We start from the raw sequence: 24260 nt of genomic DNA on the forward strand, positions 1-24260 counted from the left end.
CCTCGGGAAGGCACGAACCGTCACCCTCGGGAGGCACAACGCTGTCAATCTACTCGGGCTGCGTCGCGCGGGATACCCTCATCCGATTCCGACGCGAAGTAGTGTCCGAGGTCGATGTCTTCGAGGAGCGTGACGTGTGTGGGCTCCCACCCGAGGAGGTTCCGAGTCAGGGCGCTCGAGGCGGGCATGTCGGTGCCGAGGAGCGCTCCGAGCGGCATGCCGAACTCCGGCTGGGGGCGCGACTCGGCGGGGAGGCCGAGGTGGCGCCCGATGGCCTCGGCGATGTCGCGGACCCGCACGCCCTCCTCCCCGACCGCATGCAGCACGGAGCCTGCCGGCGCGGATTCGACGGCGAGCCGGTAGAGGACCGCGGCGTCGGACACGTGGACCGCTGGCCAGCGGTTGCTCCCGTCTCCGACGTATCCGGAGAAGCCGTTCTGGCGTGCGCGGGCGATGAGCTGCGGGACGAACCCGTGCCGCTCACCCTCGCCGTGCACAGTGCGGGGGATCATCACCAGACTGACGTTCGCTCCGTCCTGCGCTGCGGCGAGAGCATTCCGGAGGTTCTCGATGCGAGCGGCGATCGGGCCGACGGGCGTCAGGGGGTCTTCTTCCGTCGCGGCGCGGCCGGGCGTCGTGATCGTCGCCCCGGTGACGATCACGCGCTTGTCCGTCCCCGCCGCGGCATCGAGAAAGGCCCGGATCGCTCCGGCGTCGGCGTCGGCGCCGCCGATCTGGCCGAGGTCGTGCCGGTAGGCCAGGTGGATGACCGCATCGGTCTCCTCCGCGGCCTTCCGGAGCAGTCCGACGTCCTCGAGGTCACCCCGCAGGACAGCGGCTCCCGCACGCAGGACCGCCGCCGCGGACGCGTCGGAGCGCGCGAGGGCGAGCACCTGGTGGCCGTGGGAGATGAGTTCTGGGACGACGGCCGAGCCGATCCAGCCGGACGTTCCGGTGACGAAGATTCGCATGATGCTCCTCACGGTGGTGCAACTGAACAGTGATGCAGCTGGACAGTGATGCAACTGCGTCGCATCAGATGCTACACCCCATGCGACGGCGTCGCATCAGTTAGAATCCGTGACATGGCTAGGTGGGCCGCCGACGCGCGCGAACGACTCGAAGCGGCGGCGTTCGACCTGTTCGAGGAGCACGGCTACGACGCGACGACCGTGACGCAGATCGCCGAACGGGCCGGACTCAACCGTGCGACCTTCTTCCGGCACTACGCGGACAAGCGCGAGATCCTCCTCGCCGGCGAGACTGTGCTCGTGGAGGTCTTCGCCGACACCATCCGCACCGAGGACGACGCGACCGGCGTCTACGAGTGCCTCCGCCGTGCGCTGAGTGCCGCCGAGCCGATCATGACCCCGCAACGGAAGGCGACCGCGCTGCGGCGCATCCGGGTGGTGGCCCAGAGCCCTGCCCTCCAAGAACGCGGCGCACTCAAGCTGGCGCATGTCGCATCGGCGATCGCCGACGCGCTCCACGACCGGGGCTCCGACGAGCTCGAGTCACGACTCGCCGCCGAGCTGCTGCTGCTCGCCTTCCGGATCAGCTTCGGCTGGTGGCTGGCACAGGACGACGAGCCGTTCGCGCCCCACGCGCTGACCGTGCTCGACGACCTCCGGGAGCGGGCCGCGTCCCTCTGACCGCTGTTTACAGCCCGTCGAACGTGTCGTCGTCGATGGCCGACTGCGACGCCTCCGCGCCGTCGGTCTCCGCGCCCGGGTCGCCTCCGACGTCGATCTGGCTCCACACCACCGGCATGCCCGGCGAGAACAGGATGTCGATTCCGGGGCCGGAGTGCAGCGGCGGGATGTTCACGTAGTCGCCGCCGGCCTGGATCGCCGCCCGGATCTTCTCACGCAGCTCGGTCACGGATCCGGGCAGGAAGTAGTCCTTGCCGTCCACGGTCAGCCTGTTGACGATCACTGTTCATCCGTTCTATCGGTCTTGTCCTGGGCCTGCGCCTGCGCCTCGGGGCCGGCTGCGGGTTCGTCGACGACCCGGAGGCCGGAGACGCTGTTCGCCGTGCGGACGAGCGCCTCCACCCAGGCGCGGTTGATCGGCTCGCGTGTGTGCGTCGGGTAGGTGAAGCGGAGGCCGACGGTCGGGGACAACCACACCGAGTTGGAGCCGCTTCCGCTCGCGACCGGGATGTCCCAGGAGAACACGAAGCTCTCGTTGCGACGCAGCTTGGTGATGATCGCCAACTGCAGGTGAGCGAGCAGGCGGTCGTCGAACTCGACCGAGGACAGCGCGTCCCCGTAGAAGAGCGTCCCCATCAGTGCGCCGGAGGCTCGGGGACGACGCGCAGACCGCCGACACTGTTGGCGGCGTCCATCAGCGCTTCCGTCCACGCGCGGTTGAGCGCGGGGCGCCGGCTGCCCACGTACTGGAAGTGCACCGGGACGGACGGGTTGATCCAGAGGGCCGTCCGGCCGCGCGAGTAGGCCTCGTCGTGCTCCCACTCGAAGAGGAACTGTTCGTTGCGTCGCAGCTTCGACGTGATGACGAGCTGAAGATGCGCGAGCAGGCGATCGTCGATGTCGATCTTCGCTCCGGAACCGTAGATCAGGGTGCCCAACCGGTGCTCTCCTTCCGAAGACGGGCGCCGGGGGGTGTCGCACCGGCCCGTCGATCATATGCTGTCCGAGCCGACGATCCGGCGATGCGCGCGCTCACGCGGGCTCGTGTTCCCGGTCCGCGCGCAGCACCCCGCGCGCAGCGGTCGCCACGTCCGCAGCGGACGGCCTCTGCGAGGGGTCCGAGTGCGTCATCGCCTGGATGAGCTCGCGCCAGCGGTCGGGGACGATGTCGGGCATCTCCGGGTCGCGGTCGAGCCGCGAGAGCGCGGACTCCACCGGCGTGCCAGGGAAGGCGACGGTCCTCGTGAAGCACTCCAGCAGCACGAGACCGAGCGAATAGATGTCCGACGCCGGGGTCAGCGTCTCACTCCGCACCTGCTCGGGGCTCAGATAGGCGGCCGTTCCGAACGTCGCCTCCGCGAGCTCCTGCGGCCGCGTCGCGTGGATGGCGATGCCGAAGTCGGTCAGCCGCGCCCGCGGACGCGAGAAGCGGGTGCCGTAGTCGACGATCATGATGTTCGACGGTGTGACGTCGCGATGGATGACGCCGCGCGCGTGCACGTACTCGAGCGTCTCGGCGACCTCGAACGCGACCTCGCCGATCTGCCGTGTCGTCAGCGGATCCGCATTCAGCACCGCGCGGAGCGTGTCGCCTTCGACGAGCTCGATCACCAGGAAGGGACGTGGGTCCTTGGGCGACGAGTCGTCGACGCCCGCGTCGAGGATCGACACGACGCCGTGGTGACGGAGGCCGGCCAGCACTCCCACTTCCGCCCGGAACCGCGCGACGTCCGCGTGACGCCCCGAGGAGAACAGCTTGACCGCGACGTCGCGACCGAGGTTCTCATCGCGAGCGCGGAAGACCATCGAGGTGCCGCCGCGAGCGAGCAGCCGAATCGGCCGGTACCTTCCGAGCAGGAGCGGAACCGGGGTCTCGGGTTTGTTCACCTCGACATTCTCCGGCATTCTCGCCGTCGCCGCCCCCCATAGACCTGGGGGCGACGACGGAGTAAGGAGAGTGCGCGCTACCGCTCCACCGCGTGGACGACCGCCTGGTCGCCGCCGCCCCGTTTCGCGGCGTACATCGCCTGGTCCGCAAGCCGGATGAGGTGGTCGATCGACTGCTCGCCCGGCTCCCCGTCCGCGATGGCGATCCCGACGCTGGCTGTGATGTTCAGCTCGGTGGGGATGCCGCGGAAGTCTTCGGCGATGGCCGCACGGGCCCGGTCGGCCAGTTCGAGCGCGACGGACGCGTCGGCGACGTGCAGCGCGGCGATGAACTCGTCGCCGCCGTAGCGGGCGATCATGTCGTCCTGGCGGAAGACGCGGCTCAGGCGCTCGGCCACCTCCTTGAGCACCCTGTCCCCCGCGGCGTGCCCGAGGGTGTCGTTGATGGCCTTGAACCCGTCGAGGTCGACGAAGAGCACGGCGACCTGGTCGGCGTGCGCGCGCTCGGTCTGGTGCAGGTTCTCGTCGAACAGGCGCCGGTTCGGCAGGCCCGTCACCTCGTCGAGCATCGCCGCACGCCGCAGCCGCGCCTCCAGGCGCAACCGCAGCATGACCTGCCCGGCGAGCTGGGCCAGCGCCTCGGCCAGCGGCACGGCCTGATCGTCGAACTTTCGGGGCTGGTCGAAGTAGCAGGCGAACGCGCCGTACAGGACGCCGTCCTCGATGATGGGCACACCGATGACGGCCGAGACCCCCGACCGCTCGAAGACACCGCTCAATCCGAGGCCCGGCGCCACCTCGTCGGCCTCAGCGGGTGACTGGACCGTCACCACACCGCCGAGCGGGGTCGTCCTTCCCTCCGCGTCCTTCGGCCACTCCGCCTCCAGCAGGTTCTCGCCCGCGATGAGCGTGTAGTTCCCCGGTTCGCCGGTGTGCACGCTGCTCGCGGTCGCATTGAACGCCCGGCGCGCGGTCTCCGCCAGCAGTTCACCGAGCTCCTCCTCGCTTTGCGTCTTCGCGAACGCGACGGAGGCGGAGAGCAGCAACTGCAACCGCTCGCTCTCGCGACGTCCGAGCGCTGCGGTGCGCTCGCCGACGGCGGCGAGTTCCGGGTCGAAGGCGACGATCGTGTGGCCCCCGGAGATCCGCACGGCGCGGATCACCACCGAGCTGCGCGTGCCCTGGTAGCCGTGCGCCGTGGACGCCAGGCGGATACCGCCGGTGTTGCCGGTCGCCAGTGCCGCGGCCAGCTCCTCGGGGTCGACACCGAGGACCGTGGCGAGCGGCGTCCCGACGAGTTGCTCCGCGGGTCGGGCGGCCCAGACCTCCAGTGCCAGGTTGGCGTCGACAACGACGTGGGATCGGTCGATGAGGGCTCGGGGGAACGGCTGCATATGCGCGACTTCATCGCGCAACTCCCGCCTCAAATGCGTGACCGGTGAGAAGACATAGGTTGAGAGTGACGGTTGACGAGGCAATCGTCAAGTTCACACGCCCTAACTACCGGCGCGGAAGCCCCCGGCGCCGACCAGGAGGCTGTCCACATCCGCCTTGGTCGTCGGACGCGACAGCAGATATCCCTGGCCGCGATCGCAGTGCAGCGCGCGGACCCGCGCGAGCTGCGCCTCCGTCTCGATGCCCTCGGCCACCAGGCGCATCCCGTGCTCCTTGCCGAACGCGACCGCTTGCGCCAGGTCTTCGGCGTGCTCGCCCTGGGTCTCCTGCACGAGGGACTGGTCGACCTTCAGCTCGGTCGCCTGCAGTGCGATGACCTGCTCCCGCGACGCATACGCTGCGCCGAAATCGTCGATCGAGATGTTGACGCCGAGACCGCGCAGCGCGTGGACGGTGCCGATCGCCTCCGGGACGTCGCTCACCGGAGTGGTCTCGGTCACTTCGAGCGTCAGCAGGCGCGGCTGGAGGGAGAAATCGTCCAGCAGCCCGGCGACCGTGTCCACGATCGCGGTCGTGCGGAGCTGAAGGATCGACACATTGACCGCCACCTCGATCGGGTGCCCGTGGTTCTGCCAATCGCGGGCGGCGTGGCAGCCGAGCCGCAGCATGACGTCCCCGATCCCGCCGACGAGCCCCAGACGCTCGGCCATCGGGATGAACTCGCCCGGAGCGATCAGGCCGAACCGGGGGTGGATCCAGCGGCTCAGCGCCTCCGCGCCGACGACCTCCCCGGTCTCCAGCGAGAACTGCGGCTGGAACAACGCGATGATCTCGCCGCGGCCCGCGGCGCCCGGGAGGTCGTGTTCGAGCAGCGCGAGGCGTTCCTCAGTGCGCATGTCGGACCTCCCGGCTCGTATCGGTTGTCCTAGTTTCCCGTATCGGTTCGCAAGGACGGGGGCGTTGGCAAACCGGTCGCAATGTTCTATACTGCCGCGCTCGCCTCCAGAAGGCAGCCGGATTCCGACGAGACCTGCCAACGAGCCTCCCCGGTTTCGGCGCCCCCAGCGGTGACAATGGCTGGGTCGGCTGTCTCTTCCCGGTCGGCCGGAGGAGTGATCTCGAGTGAAGCCGCCCGTGCTGCCACCCCCGCGCAGGCCGGTCGCGCCCGACGGCGTGACCGAGCGGCCCGGCGCGGCCGGCCCCCCGACGCCCGCGCGGCGACCCGTGGCACGCCGCCACCCGCGCAGCGTCTACGTGCGCAGGCGGATCGTCGTCGGCACCCTCGGGCTCGGCCTCCTCCTGGTCGTGGCCATCGTCGCGTTCGCGGTGTTCTCGTTCGCCGACCTGATGACCGGCCTGCACCGCTCCGACCTCGCCTCCGCCGCCGGAGGCGACCAGAACATCCTCGTGATGGGGCTCGACAGCCGGCTGGACGAGAACGGCGACGCCCTCCCGGCGGACGTCTACAACGCGCTGCACGCCGGCGGCCAGGGCGACGGCGGCTACAACGCCAACGTGCTGATGCTCATCCACATCCCGGCCGGCGGCGGCAAAGCGGTCGGGATCTCCATCCCGCGCGACGACTACGTCCCGCTGTCCGGCAAACCCGACGGCGTCGCCCGGTCGAAGATCAAGGAGGCGTACGGGCTCGCCCTCGACCAGAAGCTCACCGAGCTGATGAAGGCGGGCACGACGAGCCGCGCCGACGCGTACCAGGAGGCCCGCGCGGCGGCCAGGCGGACCGAGATCGCCACGGTCTCGGATTTCCTCGGCGGGGTGCCGATCAACCACTTCATCGAGGTCACGATGGCCGCGTTCTACCAGGTGGCCCAAGCGGTCCAGCCGGTCACAGTGTGCGTCGCCGAGGACACCAAGGACCCCTACTCCGGCGCCGACTTCAGCGCAGGGGTCCAGCAGCTCTCGGCCTCCCAGGCGGTCAGTTTCGTGCGGCAGCGCCGGGACGAGAGCAATCCGTCGCTGAACTTCACGGACCTCGACCGCGAGCGCCGCCAGCAGGCGTTCATCGTCTCGCTCGCGACCAAGCTGAAGAAGGCGGACACGTTCGCGAACCCCGCAACGTTGGAGTCCCTGATCTCGGCGGCCAAGCAGAACATCGCCCTCGACTCCGGCCTGAACCTGCTCGACTTCGCGTCGGACGCCTCCCACTTCGCCGGAGGGAACATCACGTTCGACACGCTCCCGATCGCCGGCTACGGCGTCCGCGACGGCAAGGACGTCAACCTCGTCGACACCGCGCAGGTCCGCGCCACCGTGCGCCGGCTCCTCGATCCGGCCACCCCGAGCCCCGCGCCGGCCGCGCCGGCGAAGGCGGCGAAGCCGTCCACGGCCGCGCAGCCGTCCGGAGGGGCGGCCCCGGCGCCAGCGGCGGGCGCGACCCCCTCGTCGCCGAACGGCACCTACACGGACCCCACCGCGCCCCTTCCCTCCGGCGGGGTTCCGTGCGTGAAGTGACGTCGCTCGGGTGAGAACCACTAGGGTCGAGGCATGATCCGTCGGGGGGTGGGTCGCGTCGCCGCGGCCGTGGTCGCAGCAGGTGTCGTCGCGCTGATGGCGGGCTGCGCACCGGCCGCTCCCCCGGCGCACCCGACGCCGGTGGCGAAGGCGGGGACGCCCGATCCGGTGTCGATCGAGGACGGGCTCCCGAATCTGCTCGTCGCCGGGCAGACGATCGGGACGGGCCGCCTCCAGGTCGTCGACCATGAGCCGATCGCGGCGGCCGCCGCCCAGCATCCGCTGACCGGGACCGTGCGCGTCGTCGTCGGCGCGGACCGCGGCCTCGAGGTGCGCATCCGGCCGGACGACCCCGCGACCGCCGACCTGACCGGGCTCGATCTGATGATCTCGGGCAAGCGCTACGACGGCCGGCCGGAGAACATCCAGGACGCCGACCGGTTCGGCCTCGTGAGCACGTCGCCGGGCGCCGCGCCCGACGGCGAGGTGCGCCTGCTGCTGCCGCTGGACTCGCCCGCGGGCGGCGACCCCACGTTCCTGCACTCGATCGAGGAGTCGCCCTCCGGCGACGGGCGTGTGCTGGCCGCGGCGGCGATCACCTGGACCCTCCCGTCCCCGTACCCGGGTCTGAAAGCCGTGGACAGCGGCGTCGAGACGTATGCCCACGGTCGCGCGGTCCTCGACGGCGCCACCATCGCCTACTACGTCCCGAACCCGTACGACACGATCTACGCGGTGTCCCGCCGGTTCGGGCTGAGCGAGGTGCAACTCGTCTGGCTCAACCCCGAACTCCTGATGGGCACACCGCAGCCCGAGCTGACCAGCGGGATCGGCGTCAACCTCGACCCGGGGCGTCGCTGACCGGCGTCAGTCGACCCACACCGCGTTCGTGAACAGCGCCGTGTTGACCGCGAGGAGGACCAGCCCCGCAGCGATCGCGGTACGGAGGATCCAGCGTCGCCGGTCGTCCGTCGCGGTCGTCGCCACCAGGATCGTCACGGGGAAGAGCACGACCGTCGAGCGGGCGATCGAGAGGTAGGTGGTGCTCGTCATCATGGCCAGCGCGGTCAGGCCGACGTAGGTGGCGTACGCCCACTCGCGCCGGCGGATCAGCACGACCAGGGCGGTGACGATGAGTACCGCGAAGACGAGGTCGAGGGCGTTCTGGAGGCTGTGCGGCCACGGCGGGACGAAGATCGACTCGACGGTGTTGCGCAGGGTGATCCACGGCCAGGTGAGCGCGCGGTGCCAGCCGGTGTGCTGCGCGGTGAACCACGCCGTCGGGTTGCCCGTCCACGCCCAGAGCGCGGCCCAGTAGCCGAGGATGCCCGCGGAGCCGATCGCGGCGGTTCCGAATGCTTTCGCCAGGAACGGCTCGCCGCGGCGGTGGAGGCGGACGGCGACCGCCACGGCGAGACCGGCGATCAGGAAGACGCCGTCGATCCGGGCGACCGACGCGCACGCGGCGAGCAGGCCGGCCTCCCACCAGCGCCCGCGCTCCGCGCACAGCCACGCGCCGAGGGCGAAGGCGACGAAGAGCGCCTCGGAGTACGGGGCCACCAGGAACAGTGCGTACGGCCCGAGCACGAACAGGACCGTCGCGGCGACCGCCACCCGGTCGCCGTAGCGGCGCTCCGCCAGCCGCCACACCAGCAGCGCGGCCGCGAGCGAGGCGATCGCCGTGACCGCCTCCAGCGCGATGACGACCTGCTGCAGGTCCGGATGCGGGAGCCCGACCAGGGCGAGCGCGACGCGGGCGGCCGCGGGGTAGCCGGGGAAGAACGCGGCCCAGGTCGGCCCGGTGCCCGGCCCCACGTAGCCGTGGAGGGCGATCGACCCGAAGTAGACGCTGTCCCAGTGGTAGAAGAGCGCGGCGGGCGACACCGCGGCGGCATGGCCGCTCAGCACGAGCACGACGGCACGGACCACCACCGCCCAGCCGACGATCGCCGCGTGCGCGACGGCCCACAGCGTCACGGGCACGACCACCGCCCGTGAGCGCAGCCGGGCGGCGAGCCGGGCGCCGATCGCGATCGGGCGCTCGGACGCTCGCGTGTCCGTCGTCAACTCGCCGTCTCCGGCACGATTCTCACCACGAGTCCATCCAACCTGAGCCACCTCCCGCAGAGGCCGGAGTCACCGTTCGTTCACCATCGAAAGCGCTCAGAGAACGGCCCCGACGCGCGTTGGGCCTTCGTGCGGACGAACGGTCTCTCCGCTCGTGACTCCGTCCCGTCCCGCCGACGTGGCGGTCATCGGGAGCCCTCCGTGGTCCCGTCCCCGAGGTACCGGCAGGGCACCGTCACCTTCCACCCGATCGTCTCGCGCACGTTGACGAACGTCAGCTCGTCATCCCGGCGGCACTGCGCGGAGGCGCTCGCGAGCTGCGGCTGCCAGGCGGGACCGTGCGAGCGGCGGGTCGGCTGCGGCCCGGCCTGCGCGAGGATCAGCGCCGCGCACAGCCCGGCCGCGGCCAGCACCGACCACGCCGGCCACTGCGCGCGACCGTGACGGAGTCCGCGGCGGCGCCACACGATCGCCGCGCCCACCGCCGGCACGAGCGCGAGCAGCATCGACGGGACGACGCCGTAGCGGGTGAGCCACACGCTGTCGAGCTGGCCGGGGGTCCGGGCGGCGTAGTCGTACAACGGGTTGGGGTTGGTCTCCACGCTCACGGCGTAGAGCAGCACCGACCCGGCCAGCGCCGCCGCGACGAGCAGCCGCTGCCCACCCGCGCCGCGGAGGACGACGTACACCGCCGTCGCGAGGACGATCGCGAGCACCAGGAGGCCGACGGCCGGCCCGGTCGCGGCGAGGACGTGCCCGAGCTGCGACTGCGGGACCGCGAGGGGCAGGACGGCGTTGATCAGATACCCGTACGCGATCGACAGCGGGTCGACGGCGGGGTCGGTGTTCTCCGCGCGCGGCCAGGCGGACGTGACGACGAGCTGGGCCACGATGCCTGCGCTCAGGCCGGCGCGCACGATCCACACCCGTCGGTCGTGCGAGCGCAGCAGCAGGAGCGGCGCGAGGAAGACCGCCTGGATCTCGGTCAGCGCACCCAGCAGCGCCACGGCCGAGAGCGTGACGGCGGCCCGCGTCGTCCGTGGCCGGGACAGTGCGACCCAGAACAGGGTCCAGAGGATGAGGGAGTGCAGGTCCGCCAGGGTGCCCAGCACCTCCCGCGGCACGAGCGGGGCGAGGACGGTCAGCCCGGCGACGAAGAGCCGGGCGGGAAGCCAGGGAACCAGCTCGCGCGCGCAGACGAACACGACGACGGCGAGGCCGCCCGCGATCGCGCACGCGGCCGCCGTGGTCGCGAGCGCCGACCAGGACACCGGGAGCAGCACCACGACGGCGGCGACGAGGCGCGGGACGGTGTGCAGGTACCCGGCGTAGGGCTGCAGGAGCACCCTCGGGCCGCCCAGCGCCGCGGCCGAGACGAAGGTCCGCCCGTCCTCCGCCCAGAAGGTGTCGTGCGCGATCGCCGGGAGGCGCAGCCACGCGACGAGCGCGCAGGCCAGCCCGAGCGCGACCAGCAGCAGGACCGGCCGGCGGCCGACCGCGTCCCACACCCGGTGGTTCCGGGAGCGCGGGGCGATCGGCGCGAGAGTCATCCCCGTCACCTCGGCCACGCGACTTCCGCGGCGGCCTGCGCGGGGTCGGGGATAGGCGAGTGCATCCTTCTATTCCACGCCCCCGCCTCCCAGTTTCGGCACAGAATCCGGGGCGGGGCCTGGGAAATCGTTATGCGTCTCCGATCGATCCGCCGAGGCGGCCCGGATCGCGAGAGAGGCCTCACAGAGCGGCGGCCGCCGCCACCCGATCGAGCCTGCTGAGGATCCCGGCGACGATCGTCTCCGGCTCCGCGGCGATGTCGACGGTCACGGACGCCTCGTCCGGCTGCGGCGGCTCGAGGGTGCGGAGCTGGGAGTCCAGCATCCCGGGCTTCATGAAGTGGCCGCTCCGCGCGGCGATCCGGCTCTCGAGCAGTTCGCGCGTGCCCGTCAGGTAGGCGAAGACCACGCCGGGACCGCGGAGGATGTCGCGGTAGCGCCGGGCGAGCGCGGAGCACGCGACGACCAGCGGCCTCCCGGCGGCGGACCCGTCGCGGATGCGGTCCGCGATCGACGCGAGCCAGGGAGCACGGTCGGCGTCGTCGAGCGGGACGCCCGCGCTCATCCGTTCGACGTTGCGGGCGGGGTGGAGGCTGTCGCCCTCCAGCAGTTCCCAGCCCAGCCGGTCGGCGAGGAGGGCGGCGACGGTGGACTTGCCGCAGCCCGCCACGCCCATGACGACGATCGTGCTCACCTGGCTCGCGGTCATGTCAGCCTCCGATGACCAGGGCGATCACCAGGGTCCCGGCGAGGCCGACGACCGAGGCGATGCACTCCAGGACGGTCCAGCTCTTCAGCGTCTGCGGGATGCTGAGGCCGAGGTACTCCTTGACCAGCCAGAACCCGGCGTCGTTGACGTGCGAGAGGAACAGCGAGCCGGACCCGATCGCGAGCACCAGCAGCGACACCATCGGGGTCGAGAGGTGGGCGGCGAGCGGCACCATGATGCCGGCCGCGGTGACGGTCGCGACCGTCGCCGAACCGGTGGCGACGCGGATCAGCGCCGCGATGAACCAGGCGAGCAGCAGGATGCCGATGCCGCTGCTGCCGTGCGCGAACGACGCGATGACCTGGCCGATGCCGGTGTCGACGAGCACCTGCTTGAAGCCGCCGCCGGCGCCGACGATGAGCAGGATGCCGGCGATGGGGGGCAGCGACGAGGTGAGACTGGCCTGCAGCGACTTGCGGTTCATGCCGCCGGGCAGGCCGAGCAGGAAGAAGCCGGCGAGCACGGCGATGGTGAGCGCGATGGCCGGGGTGCCGAGGAAGTCGAGGATCGTCTTCCACTCGGCCGTGCTCTTCGGCGCGGTGATGTCCACGAGGGCCTTGCCCAGCATGAGGACGACGGGGAGCAGGATGCTGATCAGCGCGAGGGCGAACGAGGGGCGCTTGCGGTCGGCGGCGGCGTTCATCGCGTCGGCGTCGTCGCCCTCGGTGCCGAGGAACAGGCCGGGCACGTCGACCGGCACCCACTTGGCGGCGAAGCGGCTGAACACCGGACCCGCGAGGATGATGACCGGGATGGCGACGAGCACGCCGAAGGCGAGGGTGACGCCGAGGTTCGCGCCGAGCGCGCCGATGGCCACGAGCGGGCCCGGGTGCGGCGGGACCAGGCCGTGCATCGCCGAGAGACCGGCGATGGCCGGGAGCGCGACGCGCATCAGCGGCAGCTTGGACCGGCGGGTCACCAGGATGATGACCGGGATGAGCAGCACGAGGCCGATCTCGAAGAACATCGGCAGGCCGATGATCGCGCCGACGAGGCCCATCACCCAGGGGAGGGCGCGGACGCTCGTGCGGGACACCAGCGTGTCGACGATGCGGTCGGCGCCGCCGGAGTCGGCGAGCAGCTTGCCGTACATCGCGCCGAGCGCGATGAGGATCCCGACGCTGCCCTCGGTCGCGCCGAAGCCGGTGATGAAGCTCGTCGTCGCGGCGTCGGCGGCCATGCCGGCGACCAGGCCGGTGACGAGCGAGCCGAGCAGGAGGGAGAGGAAGGGGTGGATCCGCAGCCAGGTGATGAGGACCACGATGACGGCGACGCCGACGACGGCGGCGAGGATCAGCTGCGGCTCGGAGGAGGCGGGGTGCGGGGCGGGCGCGGGTGCGGCGGCTGCGGAGACGGCAGCAGCGACGCGGAGCGCGCTTGCGGGAAGGGTGATCATGAGCATCCTTGGTCGTGATGGGACGTGTGCGGGGCTACCTTACATATAAATCAGGTTAATTGGAAAATCTATGCATTTTCGTATGTATTAAGCCGCGTATCACGGCGTTTGTTCGCACGTAAGCGATCCTCGATAATGAGGCCATGTCTCCCACGGACTCCCTCCACGAGCTCGCCCTCGAGTCCGTCGGCCGCGGCATCGTCACCGGCGAGATCCCGCCGGGCTCCGTGCTGACACCGGAAGGCCTCGGCATCTCCCGCACCGTCCTCCGCGAGTGCATCCGCGTCCTGGAGGCGCTCGGCCTGGTGCAGGCCCGGCGGCGGCGCGGCACGGTCGTTCAGCCGGACACCGAGTGGCGCGTCCTCGACCCGCGCGTCATCGCGTGGCGCCTCGCCGGCCCCGACCGCCTCGCCGCGCTCGGCACCCTCAGCGAGCTGCGACTCGCGATCGAGCCCGTCGCCGCCCGCCTCGCCAGCACGCGCGCGACCCCCGAGCAGTGCGGCGCCCTGACGGAGGCGATCGTCGGCATGGCCTCCACCCAGCGCGCGGCCGACCACGCCGAATACCTGGCCTACGACCAGGCCTTCCACCGCACCCTCCTGGAGGCCTCGGGCAACCCCGGCTTCCGCGCCCTCAGCAAAGCCATCGTGGAAGCCCTCTCCGGCCGAACCGCTCACGCACTGATGCCGCACACGGCCAACCCTGAAGCCATCCGCCTGCACGAGGAGGTCGCGGGCGCGGTGCGCGCGGGCGACGGGGTGCGTGCGGAGGCGGCGATGCGGGCGATCGTCGAGGAGGCCGATGCGGCAGTTCAGGCGATGGCGCGCGGGGAGGTCCCCGGCGACTGAGCCGGCTCGGACTACGGCCCCGAGTTCGACACGTCGTGTTCGAGCTGCTTCAGGTGGTCGCCCAGGGTACCGCTCACCGCGGGGTAGCTCTTCACCGGGTCCGGCGTCGCCTGCCCTCCGGCCGTGAGCGCGCCGACCGCGACCGCGACGACCACGACGATCAGGACGACGGCGGCGGCCAGGATCGCGAGCAGGCCGCGTCGCTTCCCCAGGAGCCGGCCGCGGGGCGACGACGGCACGGCGGGAGCCTCGGACCGCGTCGTCAGTGGCGTCGTCAGTGGCGTCGTCAGTGGCGTCGTCAGCGCCGTCGTCCGCGGGAGCACGGTCGTGGCCGCGGTCGCCCGGTCCTCGGGCGCGGGCAGCAGCAGGGTCCGCGCGAGCCCTTCGGCGTCGGCGTCCGGCGACGGGGCGTCCTCCGGCTCCCGGTCGCGGCTCGCGAGGATGTCGGCCAGCCGGTCGGCCACAGCGTCGGCGGCCGGGCGCTGCTCGGGCTCGCGGGCCACCATCGACCGGATCAGTTGCCGCCACTCCGGGGCCAGGGTCTCCGGCACGTCCGGGTCGCGCGACACGCGCGCGACGGCCGACTCCACGCCGCTGCCCGGGAACTGCCGCGTGCCGGTCAGGCACTCGAGGAGGACGAGCCCCAGCGAGTACACGTCGCTCGGCGGCCCGACCGGCCGGCCGGCGGCCTGCTCGGGGCTCAGATAGCTGGCCGTGCCGATCACGAAACCGGTGGAGGTGATGCGGGCGTCGTCGACGAGGCGCGCGATCCCGAGGTCCGTGAGCTTGGCGGCGACGCCGGACGACGTCGCACTCGGGAGCAGGATGTTGGCCGGCGCGATGTCGCGGTGCACCACGCCCCGACCGTGGATGTAGGCGAGCGCCCGCGCGATGTCCACGCCGAGCGCGGCGACGGCGGGGGCGGGCAACGGCCCTGCCTTGAGGCGCGCGCCGGCGTCGGTGCCGTCGACGAACTCCAGGACCAGCACGCCGCGGCCCTCATCGTCGGAGGTGGTGTCGAACAGGGTGACCAGCGACGGGTGCGACAGGTTGGCGAGGATCCGGACCTCGCCCTTCTGCCGGCGGAGGTCGTCGGCGGAGGCGAACTCGCGGCGGAAGATCTTGAGGGCCACGTCGCGGCCGAGAAGCTCGTCGTGGGCGCGGAAGACCTCCGCCATGCCACCGGAGCCGACGCGACCCAGGAGCCGATAGCGGTCGGCGATGCGATCGCCCGAGTCGTGCGCGCCGGCGTCGTGCGCCGCGGCCGCCGGGCTGGGACCGGTCGGGCTCATCCCCCGTCACCGCCCTTGCCTTTGTCCTTCTTGTCCGGCGGCTGATGCGGTTGCGGGTGTTCCTGTTTTTGCTGCTGCTGTTGCTGCTGGAGCTGATCGAGCTGCTGCTGAAGCCGGGCGCGCTCGGCGGCGTCCTTCAGCGCGGTGAGGTCGGCCTGGACGACAGCGATGGACTTCGCGATCGCGTCGTGCCGGTCGGCGGCGATGGTCCCGGCCTTCAGCGCGGCGTCGTTCCGCTTCTGGATTGCGGCGAGCTGCGTCAGCGCTCCGGCGTAGTCCTTCCCGTTCGCGGCGGTCGCCACACTCAGCACGCCGTGCTGAAGGCTGCTCGCCGTCTCCGCCGAGTACGTCGGCGCCCCGGCGCAGCCGGTGAGACCGAGCGCGAGAGCGACGCCGGCGGCCGCGATGGGTAGTCGTCTCATAGCCCAGAGCACAGTAGCCGCCGAACGACGGCCTGTCGAGTCCGGTGCTGAGCCGTTGACGAAACCCTCAGCAGGGAGTTCGGTGGCGCCATGATCGCACTGATAATCGTCCTCCTCGTCATCTGGCTCGTCCTCGCCATTCTCGGCTTCGCCATCAAGGGGCTGATCTGGCTCGCGATCCTGGGGATCGTCTTCTTCGTCGTCACCCTCATCGTCGGCTGGATGCGGCGCGGGGCTTCGCGGAGCTAGCGGCGGGAGGGCGCGCGGCTGTCGTCAGCCGCGCGCCCTCCTCTCAGTCCCGGTGGCTCCCGATTGATCCGCGCCCCGGCACAATCGCATCGGCGCCGCCTGTTGGACGAACCCGCTCGCGTCGGCGAGGCTGGTGACATGACCTACGTACCGAACCCGTCCCGCTACGACCGGATGCTGTACCGCCGCACCGGGCGCAGCGGTCTCGACCTGCCCGCGCTGTCCCTCGGGCTCTGGCACAACTTCGGCGACGACCGCCCGTTCGAGACGCAGCGCGCGATCGTGCGCCGCGCGTTCGACCTCGGGATCACGCACTTCGACCTCGCCAACAACTACGGTCCGCCCTACGGCGCCGCCGAACGCAACTTCGGCCGCATCCTCGACGAGGACCTGCGGCCGTACCGCGACGAGATCATCGTCTCGTCCAAGGCCGGCTGGGACATGTGGCCCGGCCCGTACGGCCAGGGCGGCGGCAGCCGCAAGTACGTGCTCGCCAGCCTCGACCAGTCGCTCTCCCGGCTCGGCCTCGACTATGTCGACATCTTCTACTCGCACCGGCCGGACCCCAGCACGCCGCTGGAGGAGACGATGCAGGCGCTCGACACCGCCGTCCGCAGCGGCAAGGCGCTCTACGTCGGCATCTCCTCGTACGGCGAGGAGGACACCCGGCGTGCGGCGGAGATCCTCCGCGAGCTCGGCACGCCGCTGCTCATCCACCAGCCCAGCTACTCCATGCTGAATCGCTGGATCGAGACCGAGGGCCTGCTCGACGCCGCCGGCGAGCTCGGCGTCGGCGTCATCGGGTTCACCGCTCTGGCGCAGGGCATGCTGACCGGCAAGTACCTGGACGGCGTGCCAGAGGGCTCCCGGGCGGCGGCCGGCACGTCCTTCGACGCGGACTGGCTCACCGACGAGGCCGTGGAGCGGCTGCGCGGCCTGAACGCGATCGCCGAGCGCCGCGGGCAGTCGCTGGCCCAGCTCGCGCTGGCCTGGGCGCTGCGCGACCCGCGCGTCACCTCGCTGGTCATCGGCGCCAGCAGCGTCGCCCAGCTCGAGCAGAACGTCGGCGCGCTCGACACCCTCGAGTTCTCGGCGGAGGAGCTCGCGGCGATCGACGAGCTCGCCGTCGACGCGGGCGTCGACCTCTGGGCCGGGGCGCGCCGCGGCGAGCTGTAGCCGCACGCATACCACCACGGAAGCGCGGCGTTAATCCCCTGCCCCGGATGAGTGCGGCCACGTACCGTGCATTTCAGCACGCTGGATGCGGCGGAGCGTGGATCACGGACACCCCGTCTTCCCGGCGTGTGTGGGGAGGATCCCGGGCGGCTGGGCCGGCGTGCCCGCCACCCGGGATCCAGCACTTCCACCCGGTGGAAGGCCAGCGTGTGAAATATGGGTTTCCGCAGCCGACCCCCAGGGTCTCCCCGGGGACGTCTGCTTGGCTGGACACTGCACGTGCGTGGACAGAGAGACCGGGGGTGGGATGAGCGCGCCGACAGCGACAGAGCGCGAGGTCGCCGCCCCGCCGCTGCGCGCGGTCCGGCCGTGGGTCATCGCCGTGGCGTTCGGTCTCGTCGCCGCCGTTATCTGCGCGGCCGGGAGCTGGATCCCGTCGCTCTGGGGCGACGAGGCGGCCACGCTGATGTCGGCGAAGCGACCGGTGTCGACGCTCATCCCGATGCTGTTCCACGTCGACGCGGTGCACGGGCTCTACTACCTCGGCATGCACGGCTGGATCCGGATCGCGGGCGACAGCCCGTTCGCCCTGCGCCTGCCGAGCGCCGTGGCCATCGGCTTCGCCGTCGCCGCGGTCACGCTGCTGGCGGGACGCCGGGGCGGTCCGAAGGCCGCGATCGTCGCCGGTGTGGTCGCCTGCGTCCTCCCCCGCATGACCTACGCGGGCGAGGAGGCGCGGTCGTTCGCGTTCACGGCCGCCGCCGCGGCCTGGCTGACCCTGCTGCTGGTCTGGCTGATCGACGGCGGCGGACGCGCGGCGCCCCCGTCGGTGCGCCGCGCCTGCTGGGCGGTCTACGCGGCCGGCCTCGCACTCACCTCGTACCTCTTCCTCTATACGGCGTCGCTCCTGCTGGCGCACCTCGGCATCCTGCTGCTCTCCCGGGCCTCGCGGCCGACGCTGCGGGCCTGGCTGATCGCCTCCGGCTGCGTCCTGGTGGCGCTCGCGCCGCTGGGCCTGCTCGCGTACTTCGAGCGCAGCCAGATCGGCTACCTCGCCGATCAGCCCCTCGACGCGTGGAGCCTGCTCTGGCAGCCCTGGTTCGACAACGGCTGGGTGGCGCTCGTGGCCTGGGCGCTGATCCTGCTCGCGATCGGTACGTGGGCACGAAGCCGCTGGGGACGGCACGCCCGGACGGCATCCGACGCCGATCCAGAGCCCGCCGGCCCGGCCCCCGTCGACGCCACGCTCGTCGGCGCGACCTGGCTCGTCCTGCCGACCGGGGCGATGCTGCTGATCAACCTCGTCTTCCCGATGTACACCGGCCGCTACTCCACCTTCGCCGCCCCTGCGGCCGCGCTGCTCATCGCGGAGGGCCTGCTCGTCCTCGGCCGGTTCGTCAGCCGGCGCAGCGCGATCCCCGCCATCGCGGCGACCGGCGCGGGCGCACTGCTGTTCATCGCCATCAGCACGCCCGCGTACCTGAACCAGCGCGGACCGTACTCGAAGAACGACTCGGACTGGTCGGAGGTCAGCAGCGCGATGGCGTCGGTGCGGCAGCCGGGCGACGCCGTCGTGTTCGACGAGACGACCCGTCCGTCGCAGCGGCCGCGGCTCGCGATGCGCACCTACCCCGCGGGCTTCGCGGGCGTCGCCGACCCCACGCTGCGGACCCCGTACACGCACAACATCGGCTGGGCCGACCGGGTCTGGACCATCCCCCAGGCCGCCGAGCGCGGCCGCTTCGACGGCGTCACGCGGGTGTGGCTGATCGAGAACGACGTGGACGGCCGGCTGCACAGCTACGGCCTGGCCGACCTGGAGGCGCTCGGCTTCCACACGACCGGACGCACCGTGCCCACGCACCGGAGCATGCTCATCGAGCTGACCCGCTCGAACTGACCCGCGGGCGCGCTGGAATACCCCTCGGCAGGGCGGGAACCGCCGCCTAAGCTCTGACCATGAGGGAAGCCGTCTCGGAGCACGGCGTCGGCGAGCACGGCGCGGCGGACCGTCTCTCCCGGCGGTTGCGCGCGGCCTCCGTGGAGTCGCTGGCTCTGGGCGCCGGCGGCGTGGCGTTCGTCGCCGTCGGCCTGGTGGCGTTCTTCGTCTTCGCCGGGCACGACCTCTCCATCTCCGGCGCGGGCTCGGTCGGCCAGTTCGCGGCCATCGCCTGCTGCGTCGTGACCCTGGTCGTCTACGGCGGCGGGCGGGTCGCGACCTGGAGCATCCCCTGGTACCGCCGCCCCAAGGAGCACCGCTCACGCATCGGCGCCGCGATCGAGGTCTTCGACTCGCTGGCCATCGCGGTCGCGCACGCCGTCGTGGTGCTGCTGCTCTGGACGGTGCTGAGCGACGTGCTCGCCCGCAGCTTCCAGGACGCCCAGGTCTTCGCCATCCCGGCCACCCTGCTGGTCGGCACGGCCGCGGCGGTCACCGGGTACTACGTGTTCCTCGCGGCGGCGAACATGAACCCGCTGCTGCTGTCGGCGGTGCTGGCGGTCTTCCTGGTCGTCGGGGCGCTGACCAGCATGCTCACGGCGTCCAACCCGCACTGGTGGAAGCAGAACCTCAGCGTGCTGGGCATCACGGACGACTGGTCGTCGGCGACCTTCAACATCACCGTGATCGTGGGCGGCGTCCTCGTCACGGCCATCGCCCGCTACGCCACCGACAGCGGGTCCGACCGGCGACCGTCGCGCGGTGAGCTGCAGGTCCGCACCGCACTGGTGATCGTGGGAGCGATGCTCGCCTGCGTCGGGCTGTTCCCGGTCAATCGCTTCTTCCTGCTGCACAACACGGCGGCGACCGGGATGGCGGTGGTGTTCTGCCTGCTGGCGATCGGCATCCGCTGGGCGATGCCGCAGCTGCCCCGCGCCTTCTACGCGCTCGGCTGGGTGTTCATCGGCGTGATCGCGCTGGTCGCGCTGTTCTTCGCGGTGGGCTACTACAACCTGACGGCCGTGGAACTGGTCGCGGCCGTGCTGATCTTCAGTTGGATCATCGTGTTCCTGCGGGTGAGCGTGGCGGCCGGGAGCGACGTGCGCGACGAGGCGCGCGGCGACGGCTCCGCCGTCACTCCTCGCCGACCGGCCTGATCAGCTCCGGACCGTCGCCGACGACCGGCCCCACCCGGTCGAACACCAGGGCGTCCGCCACCGGCAGCGCGGCCCGCACGGCTTCGTCGACCAGGGCCTGGTCGCCCACGACGGTGGGGTCGATCCAGTGGTCCCAGAACTCGCGCGGCAGGGGCACCGGGTTGCGGTCGTGGATGTGCTCGAGGGTCTGCACGGCGTCGGAGGTGAGGATGGTCGCCGTGAGATGCCAGCGCTCTGGATCGTCGCGGGACATCGCCGGGTCGGCCCACCACGCGTAGAGGCCGGCGAAGCCGAGCAGCTCGCCGTCGGCCGAGTGGATGAAGTACGGCGTCTTCTTCTTCGTCGCCGGGTCGGTCTGCCACTCGTAGTAGCCGCGCGCCGGGACGATCGCACGCCGGGAGACGACGGAGGCCTTGAACATCGGCTTCTCGGCCGCCGTCTCGGCGCGGGCGTTGAAAGTGGGCACCTTGGTCTTGAGCTCCTTGGACCAGGACGGCACGAGCGACCAGCGGGCCAGCTCCAGCCGGCGCACGCTCGGCTCCTCGCCGCGCTTGCTCTCCAGGAAGACCGGGATCGGGTCGGTGGGCGCGATGTTCCAGCTCGGCCGCCAGTCGCGGAAGTCGCCGCCCTCGGCGACGAACTCCTGGATCATGTCGTCGGTCTCTTTGTCCAACGCGAAGCGCCCGCACATGCCGCCAGCTTAGGCGCGACCTCCGACACCCAGGGGGGAAGGACGCCGATCGGCCACACCCCCCGAACGCGGGTCCCCCCAACCCCTAAAAACGATGTATTCTCACCTTTGTGAATTGGTGAGGAACAATCACTTTATGCCGGGGAAACGACCCGAATCCCGGCGTGGAGGCTCCCCACCGGTCCACCTCAACCCGAAGAACGCACCATCCGAACCCAGGGACGACCCGTGAACCCGACACGATCGCACCGAGCGCCTCACGCACTCGACCCCAGCAGGGGCGCGCGGAGCACCGGGAGCGCGGGTCGTCCCTTGCGGAACGGAGCCGGCGGCGGTGAATCCGTTCGAGACCACGGTTTCCCCCAAGCCGCCGTCGGCTCTTCCACCCGCGCCCTCGCGGCGCACCCCGCGGAGACGGAGGCGGCACCGTGACCGTCCTCCGCCCCCGCCTCGGCACGCTCGCCCACGCGCACGCCAACGCGCGCCCGCTCAGCTCCGAGCGGAGCTGGGCCCGGCACTACCGCTACCGGCTGCTCGCCACCGACTCCGCCCTCATCCTGCTGAGCACGATCGGCGCCATCTTCGTGCGCTTCGGCTTCGAGGACACCACCCCCACCACCACGGGGGACGGCTTCCGCGTCGACTACCTCACCGTCTCGCTGCTCATCGCGGCCACCTGGCTGTTCGCGCTCACGGTGTATCACACCCGCGACCCGCGCGTCGTCGGCGTCGGCGTCACGGAGTACCGCCGCGTCGTGGCGGCCACGGCCATCACCTTCGGGCTGCTCGCCATCTTCTTCCTCGTGGGCAAGATCGACATCGCCCGCGGCTACTTCGTGCTCGCCCTCCCGCTCGGGATGGGCGCCGTGCTGGTCTCGCGCTGGCTCTGGCGGCACTGGCTGATCAAGCAGCGCACGTTCGACCACTACCTCTCCCGCGCGCTGGTGGTCGGCCGGTTCGCCGACGTCGACGCGGTCGTGCGCCAGATCCACGCGAACTCGGGAGCGGCCTACAACGTCGTAGGCGCCGCTCTCGACACCGGTAAGCGCACCGGCGCGAAGAAGGATGCGGAGCTGAGCCGCCGCATCGCCTCCCCGCACCGGGAGGTGCCCGTCGTCTCGGACCTGTCGGGGGTCCCGGAGGCGGCCGCCCGGCTCGGCGCCGACACTGTGATCGTCGCCGGCCGGGCGCTCAGCGGCGGGGATTTCGTCCGACAGCTCGCGTGGAAGCTGGAGGGCACCGCCACCGAGCTCGTGCTCGCGGCGCCGCTGACGGACATCGCGGGCCCGCGCATCCACTTCCGCCCGGTCGAGGGGCTCCCGCTGATCCAGGTGGAGATCCCGCAGTTCGAGGGCGGCAAGCACGTGCTCAAGCGCGCCTTCGACTTCTTCGCCTCCGGGTTCGCGCTGATCCTGCTCGCCCCGGTCTTCCTCGCGGTCGCGATCGCGATCAAGCTCGACGACGGCGGGCCGGTCATCTTCTCCCAGGAGCGCGTCGGCCGCGGCGGCGAGAAGTTCCGGATGCTCAAGTTCCGTTCCATGTGCGTCGACGCGGAGGCCCGACTCGCCGAGCTGCAGGCGAAGAACGAGGGCAACGGCCTGCTCTTCAAGCTGCACGACGACCCGCGGGTGACCCGCGTCGGACGGACCCTGCGCAAGTTCTCGCTGGACGAGCTCCCGCAGATCCTCAACGTCTTCCTCGGCGACATGAGCCTCGTCGGGCCGCGGCCGCCCCTCCCCTCGGAGGTCGCGGGCTACGAGAACCACGTGCACAGACGCCTCTACATCAAGCCGGGACTGACCGGGATGTGGCAGGTCAACGGCCGCTCGGACCTCTCCTGGCAGGAGAGCGTCCGCCTGGATCTCTACTACGTGGAGAACTGGTCGCTCACCGGCGACCTCGTCATCATGTGGCGCACCGTCAAGGTGCTGACACATCCCGTCGGGGCGTACTGATGGCACGCTCGGCGGTCCGCCCGCTGCGGGTGGCGATGATCGGCACCCGCGGTGTCCCTGCGGCCTACGGCGGGTTCGAGACCGCGGTCGACGAGATCGGCCGGCGGATGGCCGCGGACGGCGCCGAGATCACCGTGTACTGCCGCACGAAGAAGGGCGCGGAGCGGCCGTCGAGCTACGCGGGGATGCGGCTGGTCCACCTCCCGGCGCTGCGGTCGAAGACCCTCGAGACGCTCAGCCACACCGGACTGTCGGTGCTGCACGCCGTGCTGCGTCGCCGCTACGACGCGGCCTTCGTGTTCAACGCCGCCAACTCGCCGTTCCTGCCGGTTCTCCGGCTCGCCCGGGTCCCGGTCGCCGTGCACGTCGACGGTCTCGAGTGGAAGCGCGGCAAGTGGGGGCGCGTCGGCCGCAAGTACTACCGCGTGGCCGAGTCGCTGGCCGTGCGCTGGGCCGACGCGCTGATCGCGGACGCCCAGGGGATCGCCGACTACTACGACCGCGAGTTCGGCGTCGGGACGACACTGCTGACCTACGGCGCGAAGGCGATCGACGCGGCCCCGGACCGGAGGCTTCTGGACCTGGGGGTCGAGCCGGGCGCGTACCACCTCGTCGTCGCCCGGTTCGAGCCGGAGAACCACGTCGACCTCATCGTGGACGGTTATCGCCGCAGCTCCGCCCGCCTGCCGCTCGTGGTCGTCGGCTCGGCGCCGTACGCGGCCGAGTACTCACGACGGATCGCCGCGCTCGCGGAGGGCGACGAGCGCATCCGGATGCTGGGCGGGGTGTGGGACCAGGAGCTGCTCGACCAGCTCTACGCCAACGCGCTGACCTACCTGCACGGGCACTCGGTCGGCGGCACGAATCCGTCCCTGCTGCGCGCGATGGGAGCCGCCACCGCGGTGGTCGCGTACGACGTCGATTTCAATCGCGAGGTCGCCGGACCGGACGCCCGGTACTTCGCAGACGCGGACGGCGCGCGCGCGAGCGTCGAGGCGGCGGAGGAGAAGCCCGAAACCACAAAGTCTGCTGGGAGTAGACTGCAAGATCGAGCCCTTCAGCGCTATGATTGGAGCCTCGTTGCGCGGGGGTATACCGACCTGGCTGTCCACCTCCAAGAGGGGCACAGTTCTGCGGGAGCACGGTCGAGAAAGCGCTCTTCCCCTGTCGTCCAGGAGGTGTTCTCGGAGACGACGTCAGCCTGAGTGGACGCCTCCGGGCGGTTAGACATCGGCGTGCGGGTAGTGAATACTCCCATTCAGCACGCCGCTCTCGGAAACCCCCCATTGCCATGTCCGGCTGCCATCCCTAGCCGAGGCGGCGGGAAAACACAACCCGCTTAT

General features: G+C 71.3%; 24 protein-coding genes. 10 read left to right on the forward strand and 14 right to left on the reverse strand.

From position 1 onward, the window contains the following. Positions 1 to 44: 44 nt before the first annotated feature. On the reverse strand, positions 45 to 971 hold the full coding sequence (locus ABIA36_RS18620; RefSeq protein WP_369964062.1) for an SDR family oxidoreductase: 927 nt from the start codon (positions 969 to 971) through the stop codon (positions 45 to 47). Positions 972 to 1085: 114 nt separating this feature from the next. Here ABIA36_RS18620 and ABIA36_RS18625 point away from each other — a divergent pair, with 114 nt between their 5' ends. Continuing rightward, the gene (locus ABIA36_RS18625; protein WP_369964063.1) at positions 1086 to 1652 is read left to right on the forward strand and encodes a TetR/AcrR family transcriptional regulator; all 567 of its coding nucleotides are present in this window, start codon (positions 1086 to 1088) and stop codon (positions 1650 to 1652) included. 7 nt (positions 1653 to 1659) lie between these two features. Here ABIA36_RS18625 and ABIA36_RS18630 read toward each other — a convergent pair whose 3' ends face one another. From ABIA36_RS18630 to ABIA36_RS18655, 6 genes are all read right to left on the reverse strand, one after another. After that, positions 1660 to 1935 (reverse strand): hypothetical protein, encoded by a 276-nt coding sequence (locus ABIA36_RS18630; RefSeq protein WP_369964064.1) that lies wholly within the window; start codon positions 1933 to 1935, stop codon positions 1660 to 1662. Further along, entirely contained in the window at positions 1932 to 2288 is a 357-nt protein-coding gene (locus ABIA36_RS18635) for an ATP-dependent DNA ligase (RefSeq protein WP_369964065.1), read from the reverse strand. Before ABIA36_RS18635 ends, ABIA36_RS18630 begins: the two co-directional genes overlap by 4 nt. Next, a complete protein-coding gene (locus ABIA36_RS18640; RefSeq protein WP_369964066.1) occupies positions 2288 to 2590 on the reverse strand; it encodes an ATP-dependent DNA ligase in 303 nt (100 codons plus the stop codon). The genes ABIA36_RS18635 and ABIA36_RS18640 overlap by 1 nt, the downstream gene beginning before the upstream one ends. Before the next feature lie 94 nt (positions 2591 to 2684). Further along, entirely contained in the window at positions 2685 to 3539 is an 855-nt protein-coding gene (locus ABIA36_RS18645; RefSeq protein ID WP_369964067.1) for a serine/threonine-protein kinase, read from the reverse strand. 77 nt (positions 3540 to 3616) lie between these two features. After that, a complete protein-coding gene (locus ABIA36_RS18650; protein ID WP_369964068.1) occupies positions 3617 to 4933 on the reverse strand; it encodes a diguanylate cyclase domain-containing protein in 1317 nt (438 codons plus the stop codon). A gap of 102 nt (positions 4934 to 5035) precedes the next feature. After that, on the reverse strand, positions 5036 to 5830 hold the full coding sequence (locus ABIA36_RS18655) for an EAL domain-containing protein (RefSeq protein ID WP_369964069.1): 795 nt from the start codon (positions 5828 to 5830) through the stop codon (positions 5036 to 5038). A 226-nt stretch (positions 5831 to 6056) separates the two neighbouring features. Here ABIA36_RS18655 and ABIA36_RS18660 point away from each other — a divergent pair, with 226 nt between their 5' ends. Together ABIA36_RS18660 and ABIA36_RS18665 are read left to right on the forward strand one after the other, a co-directional pair. Then, positions 6057 to 7406 carry an LCP family protein gene (locus ABIA36_RS18660; protein ID WP_369964070.1) on the forward strand — a complete coding sequence of 450 codons (1350 nt, stop codon included), beginning with the start codon at positions 6057 to 6059 and terminating at the stop codon, positions 7404 to 7406. A 33-nt stretch (positions 7407 to 7439) separates the two neighbouring features. Beyond that, positions 7440 to 8267 carry a hypothetical protein gene (locus ABIA36_RS18665; RefSeq protein ID WP_369964071.1) on the forward strand — a complete coding sequence of 276 codons (828 nt, stop codon included), beginning with the start codon at positions 7440 to 7442 and terminating at the stop codon, positions 8265 to 8267. A gap of 6 nt (positions 8268 to 8273) precedes the next feature. On the opposite strand, the gene ABIA36_RS18670 is transcribed toward ABIA36_RS18665, so the two are convergent. The 4 genes from ABIA36_RS18670 to ABIA36_RS18685 all read right to left on the reverse strand — a co-directional run bounded on the left by ABIA36_RS18670 (position 8274) and on the right by ABIA36_RS18685 (position 13188). Continuing rightward, positions 8274 to 9473: a mannosyltransferase family protein gene (locus tag ABIA36_RS18670; protein WP_369964072.1), complete on the reverse strand. Its 1200-nt coding sequence runs from the start codon at positions 9471 to 9473 to the stop codon at positions 8274 to 8276. A 185-nt stretch (positions 9474 to 9658) separates the two neighbouring features. Next, entirely contained in the window at positions 9659 to 11023 is a 1365-nt protein-coding gene (locus ABIA36_RS18675; RefSeq protein WP_369964073.1) for a hypothetical protein, read from the reverse strand. 181 nt (positions 11024 to 11204) lie between these two features. Then, entirely contained in the window at positions 11205 to 11732 is a 528-nt protein-coding gene (locus ABIA36_RS18680) for a gluconokinase (protein WP_369964074.1), read from the reverse strand. A gap of 1 nt (position 11733) precedes the next feature. After that, complete coding sequence (locus tag ABIA36_RS18685; RefSeq protein ID WP_369964075.1) at positions 11734 to 13188, reverse strand: GntP family permease; 1455 nt, start codon at positions 13186 to 13188, stop codon at positions 11734 to 11736. Positions 13189 to 13331: 143 nt separating this feature from the next. Here ABIA36_RS18685 and ABIA36_RS18690 point away from each other — a divergent pair, with 143 nt between their 5' ends. Beyond that, positions 13332 to 14036 (forward strand): FadR/GntR family transcriptional regulator, encoded by a 705-nt coding sequence (locus tag ABIA36_RS18690; protein WP_369964076.1) that lies wholly within the window; start codon positions 13332 to 13334, stop codon positions 14034 to 14036. 11 nt (positions 14037 to 14047) lie between these two features. Here the strand turns inward: ABIA36_RS18690 and ABIA36_RS18695 are convergent, their stop codons facing one another. Together ABIA36_RS18695 and ABIA36_RS18700 are read right to left on the reverse strand one after the other, a co-directional pair. Then, positions 14048 to 15328, reverse strand: coding sequence for a serine/threonine-protein kinase (locus ABIA36_RS18695; protein ID WP_369964077.1), 1281 nt, complete (start codon positions 15326 to 15328; stop codon positions 14048 to 14050). Further along, positions 15325 to 15750: a hypothetical protein gene (locus tag ABIA36_RS18700; protein ID WP_369964078.1), complete on the reverse strand. Its 426-nt coding sequence runs from the start codon at positions 15748 to 15750 to the stop codon at positions 15325 to 15327. The genes ABIA36_RS18695 and ABIA36_RS18700 overlap by 4 nt, the downstream gene beginning before the upstream one ends. Before the next feature lie 90 nt (positions 15751 to 15840). Between ABIA36_RS18700 and ABIA36_RS18705 the strand changes: the two genes are divergently transcribed. From ABIA36_RS18705 to ABIA36_RS18720, 4 genes are all read left to right on the forward strand, one after another. Continuing rightward, the gene (locus tag ABIA36_RS18705; RefSeq protein WP_369964079.1) at positions 15841 to 15999 is read left to right on the forward strand and encodes a hypothetical protein; all 159 of its coding nucleotides are present in this window, start codon (positions 15841 to 15843) and stop codon (positions 15997 to 15999) included. A gap of 138 nt (positions 16000 to 16137) precedes the next feature. Next, positions 16138 to 17175 carry an L-glyceraldehyde 3-phosphate reductase gene (gene mgrA / locus ABIA36_RS18710; RefSeq protein WP_369964080.1) on the forward strand — a complete coding sequence of 346 codons (1038 nt, stop codon included), beginning with the start codon at positions 16138 to 16140 and terminating at the stop codon, positions 17173 to 17175. Between the two features lie 307 nt (positions 17176 to 17482). Further along, positions 17483 to 19075 (forward strand): hypothetical protein, encoded by a 1593-nt coding sequence (locus tag ABIA36_RS18715; protein WP_369964081.1) that lies wholly within the window; start codon positions 17483 to 17485, stop codon positions 19073 to 19075. A 59-nt stretch (positions 19076 to 19134) separates the two neighbouring features. Beyond that, positions 19135 to 20271: a hypothetical protein gene (locus tag ABIA36_RS18720; protein WP_369964082.1), complete on the forward strand. Its 1137-nt coding sequence runs from the start codon at positions 19135 to 19137 to the stop codon at positions 20269 to 20271. Here ABIA36_RS18720 and ABIA36_RS18725 read toward each other — a convergent pair. Further along, positions 20249 to 20962 (reverse strand): SOS response-associated peptidase, encoded by a 714-nt coding sequence (locus ABIA36_RS18725; RefSeq protein WP_369964083.1) that lies wholly within the window; start codon positions 20960 to 20962, stop codon positions 20249 to 20251. The two genes, ABIA36_RS18720 and ABIA36_RS18725, sit on opposite strands and share 23 nt — an antisense overlap. Before the next feature lie 428 nt (positions 20963 to 21390). Between ABIA36_RS18725 and ABIA36_RS18730 the strand changes: the two genes are divergently transcribed. Together ABIA36_RS18730 and ABIA36_RS18735 are read left to right on the forward strand one after the other, a co-directional pair. After that, the gene (locus ABIA36_RS18730; protein ID WP_369964084.1) at positions 21391 to 22917 is read left to right on the forward strand and encodes a sugar transferase; all 1527 of its coding nucleotides are present in this window, start codon (positions 21391 to 21393) and stop codon (positions 22915 to 22917) included. Next, a complete protein-coding gene (locus ABIA36_RS18735; RefSeq protein ID WP_369964085.1) occupies positions 22917 to 24122 on the forward strand; it encodes a DUF1972 domain-containing protein in 1206 nt (401 codons plus the stop codon). Before ABIA36_RS18730 ends, ABIA36_RS18735 begins: the two co-directional genes overlap by 1 nt. The last annotated feature ends 138 nt before the right edge of the window (positions 24123 to 24260 follow it).

Origin of the sequence: Leifsonia sp. EB34 (assembly GCF_041260585.1) — a bacterium.
Classification (GTDB): Bacteria; Actinomycetota; Actinomycetes; order Actinomycetales; family Microbacteriaceae; genus Leifsonia.

Bases quoted from the DNA above. Each gene is read 5' to 3' on its own strand.
- ABIA36_RS18620 (WP_369964062.1), bottom strand. From the start codon at position 971: ATGCGAATCTTCGTCACCGGAACGTCCGGCTGGATCGGCTCGGCCGTC.
- ABIA36_RS18625 (WP_369964063.1), top strand. From the start codon at position 1,086: ATGGCTAGGTGGGCCGCCGACGCGCGCGAACGACTCGAAGCGGCGGCG.
- ABIA36_RS18635 (WP_369964065.1), bottom strand. From the start codon at position 2,288: ATGGGGACGCTCTTCTACGGGGACGCGCTGTCCTCGGTCGAGTTCGAC.
- ABIA36_RS18650 (WP_369964068.1), bottom strand. From the start codon at position 4,933: ATGCAGCCGTTCCCCCGAGCCCTCATCGACCGATCCCACGTCGTTGTC.
- ABIA36_RS18655 (WP_369964069.1), bottom strand. From the start codon at position 5,830: ATGCGCACTGAGGAACGCCTCGCGCTGCTCGAACACGACCTCCCGGGC.
- ABIA36_RS18665 (WP_369964071.1), top strand. From the start codon at position 7,440: ATGATCCGTCGGGGGGTGGGTCGCGTCGCCGCGGCCGTGGTCGCAGCA.
- ABIA36_RS18675 (WP_369964073.1), bottom strand. From the start codon at position 11,023: ATGACTCTCGCGCCGATCGCCCCGCGCTCCCGGAACCACCGGGTGTGG.
- ABIA36_RS18680 (WP_369964074.1), bottom strand. From the start codon at position 11,732: ATGACCGCGAGCCAGGTGAGCACGATCGTCGTCATGGGCGTGGCGGGC.
- ABIA36_RS18685 (WP_369964075.1), bottom strand. From the start codon at position 13,188: ATGATCACCCTTCCCGCAAGCGCGCTCCGCGTCGCTGCTGCCGTCTCC.
- ABIA36_RS18690 (WP_369964076.1), top strand. From the start codon at position 13,332: ATGTCTCCCACGGACTCCCTCCACGAGCTCGCCCTCGAGTCCGTCGGC.
- ABIA36_RS18695 (WP_369964077.1), bottom strand. From the start codon at position 15,328: ATGAGCCCGACCGGTCCCAGCCCGGCGGCCGCGGCGCACGACGCCGGC.
- ABIA36_RS18700 (WP_369964078.1), bottom strand. From the start codon at position 15,750: ATGAGACGACTACCCATCGCGGCCGCCGGCGTCGCTCTCGCGCTCGGT.
- ABIA36_RS18705 (WP_369964079.1), top strand. From the start codon at position 15,841: ATGATCGCACTGATAATCGTCCTCCTCGTCATCTGGCTCGTCCTCGCC.
- mgrA (WP_369964080.1), top strand. From the start codon at position 16,138: ATGACCTACGTACCGAACCCGTCCCGCTACGACCGGATGCTGTACCGC.
- ABIA36_RS18715 (WP_369964081.1), top strand. From the start codon at position 17,483: ATGAGCGCGCCGACAGCGACAGAGCGCGAGGTCGCCGCCCCGCCGCTG.
- ABIA36_RS18720 (WP_369964082.1), top strand. From the start codon at position 19,135: ATGAGGGAAGCCGTCTCGGAGCACGGCGTCGGCGAGCACGGCGCGGCG.
- ABIA36_RS18725 (WP_369964083.1), bottom strand. From the start codon at position 20,962: ATGTGCGGGCGCTTCGCGTTGGACAAAGAGACCGACGACATGATCCAG.
- ABIA36_RS18735 (WP_369964085.1), top strand. From the start codon at position 22,917: ATGGCACGCTCGGCGGTCCGCCCGCTGCGGGTGGCGATGATCGGCACC.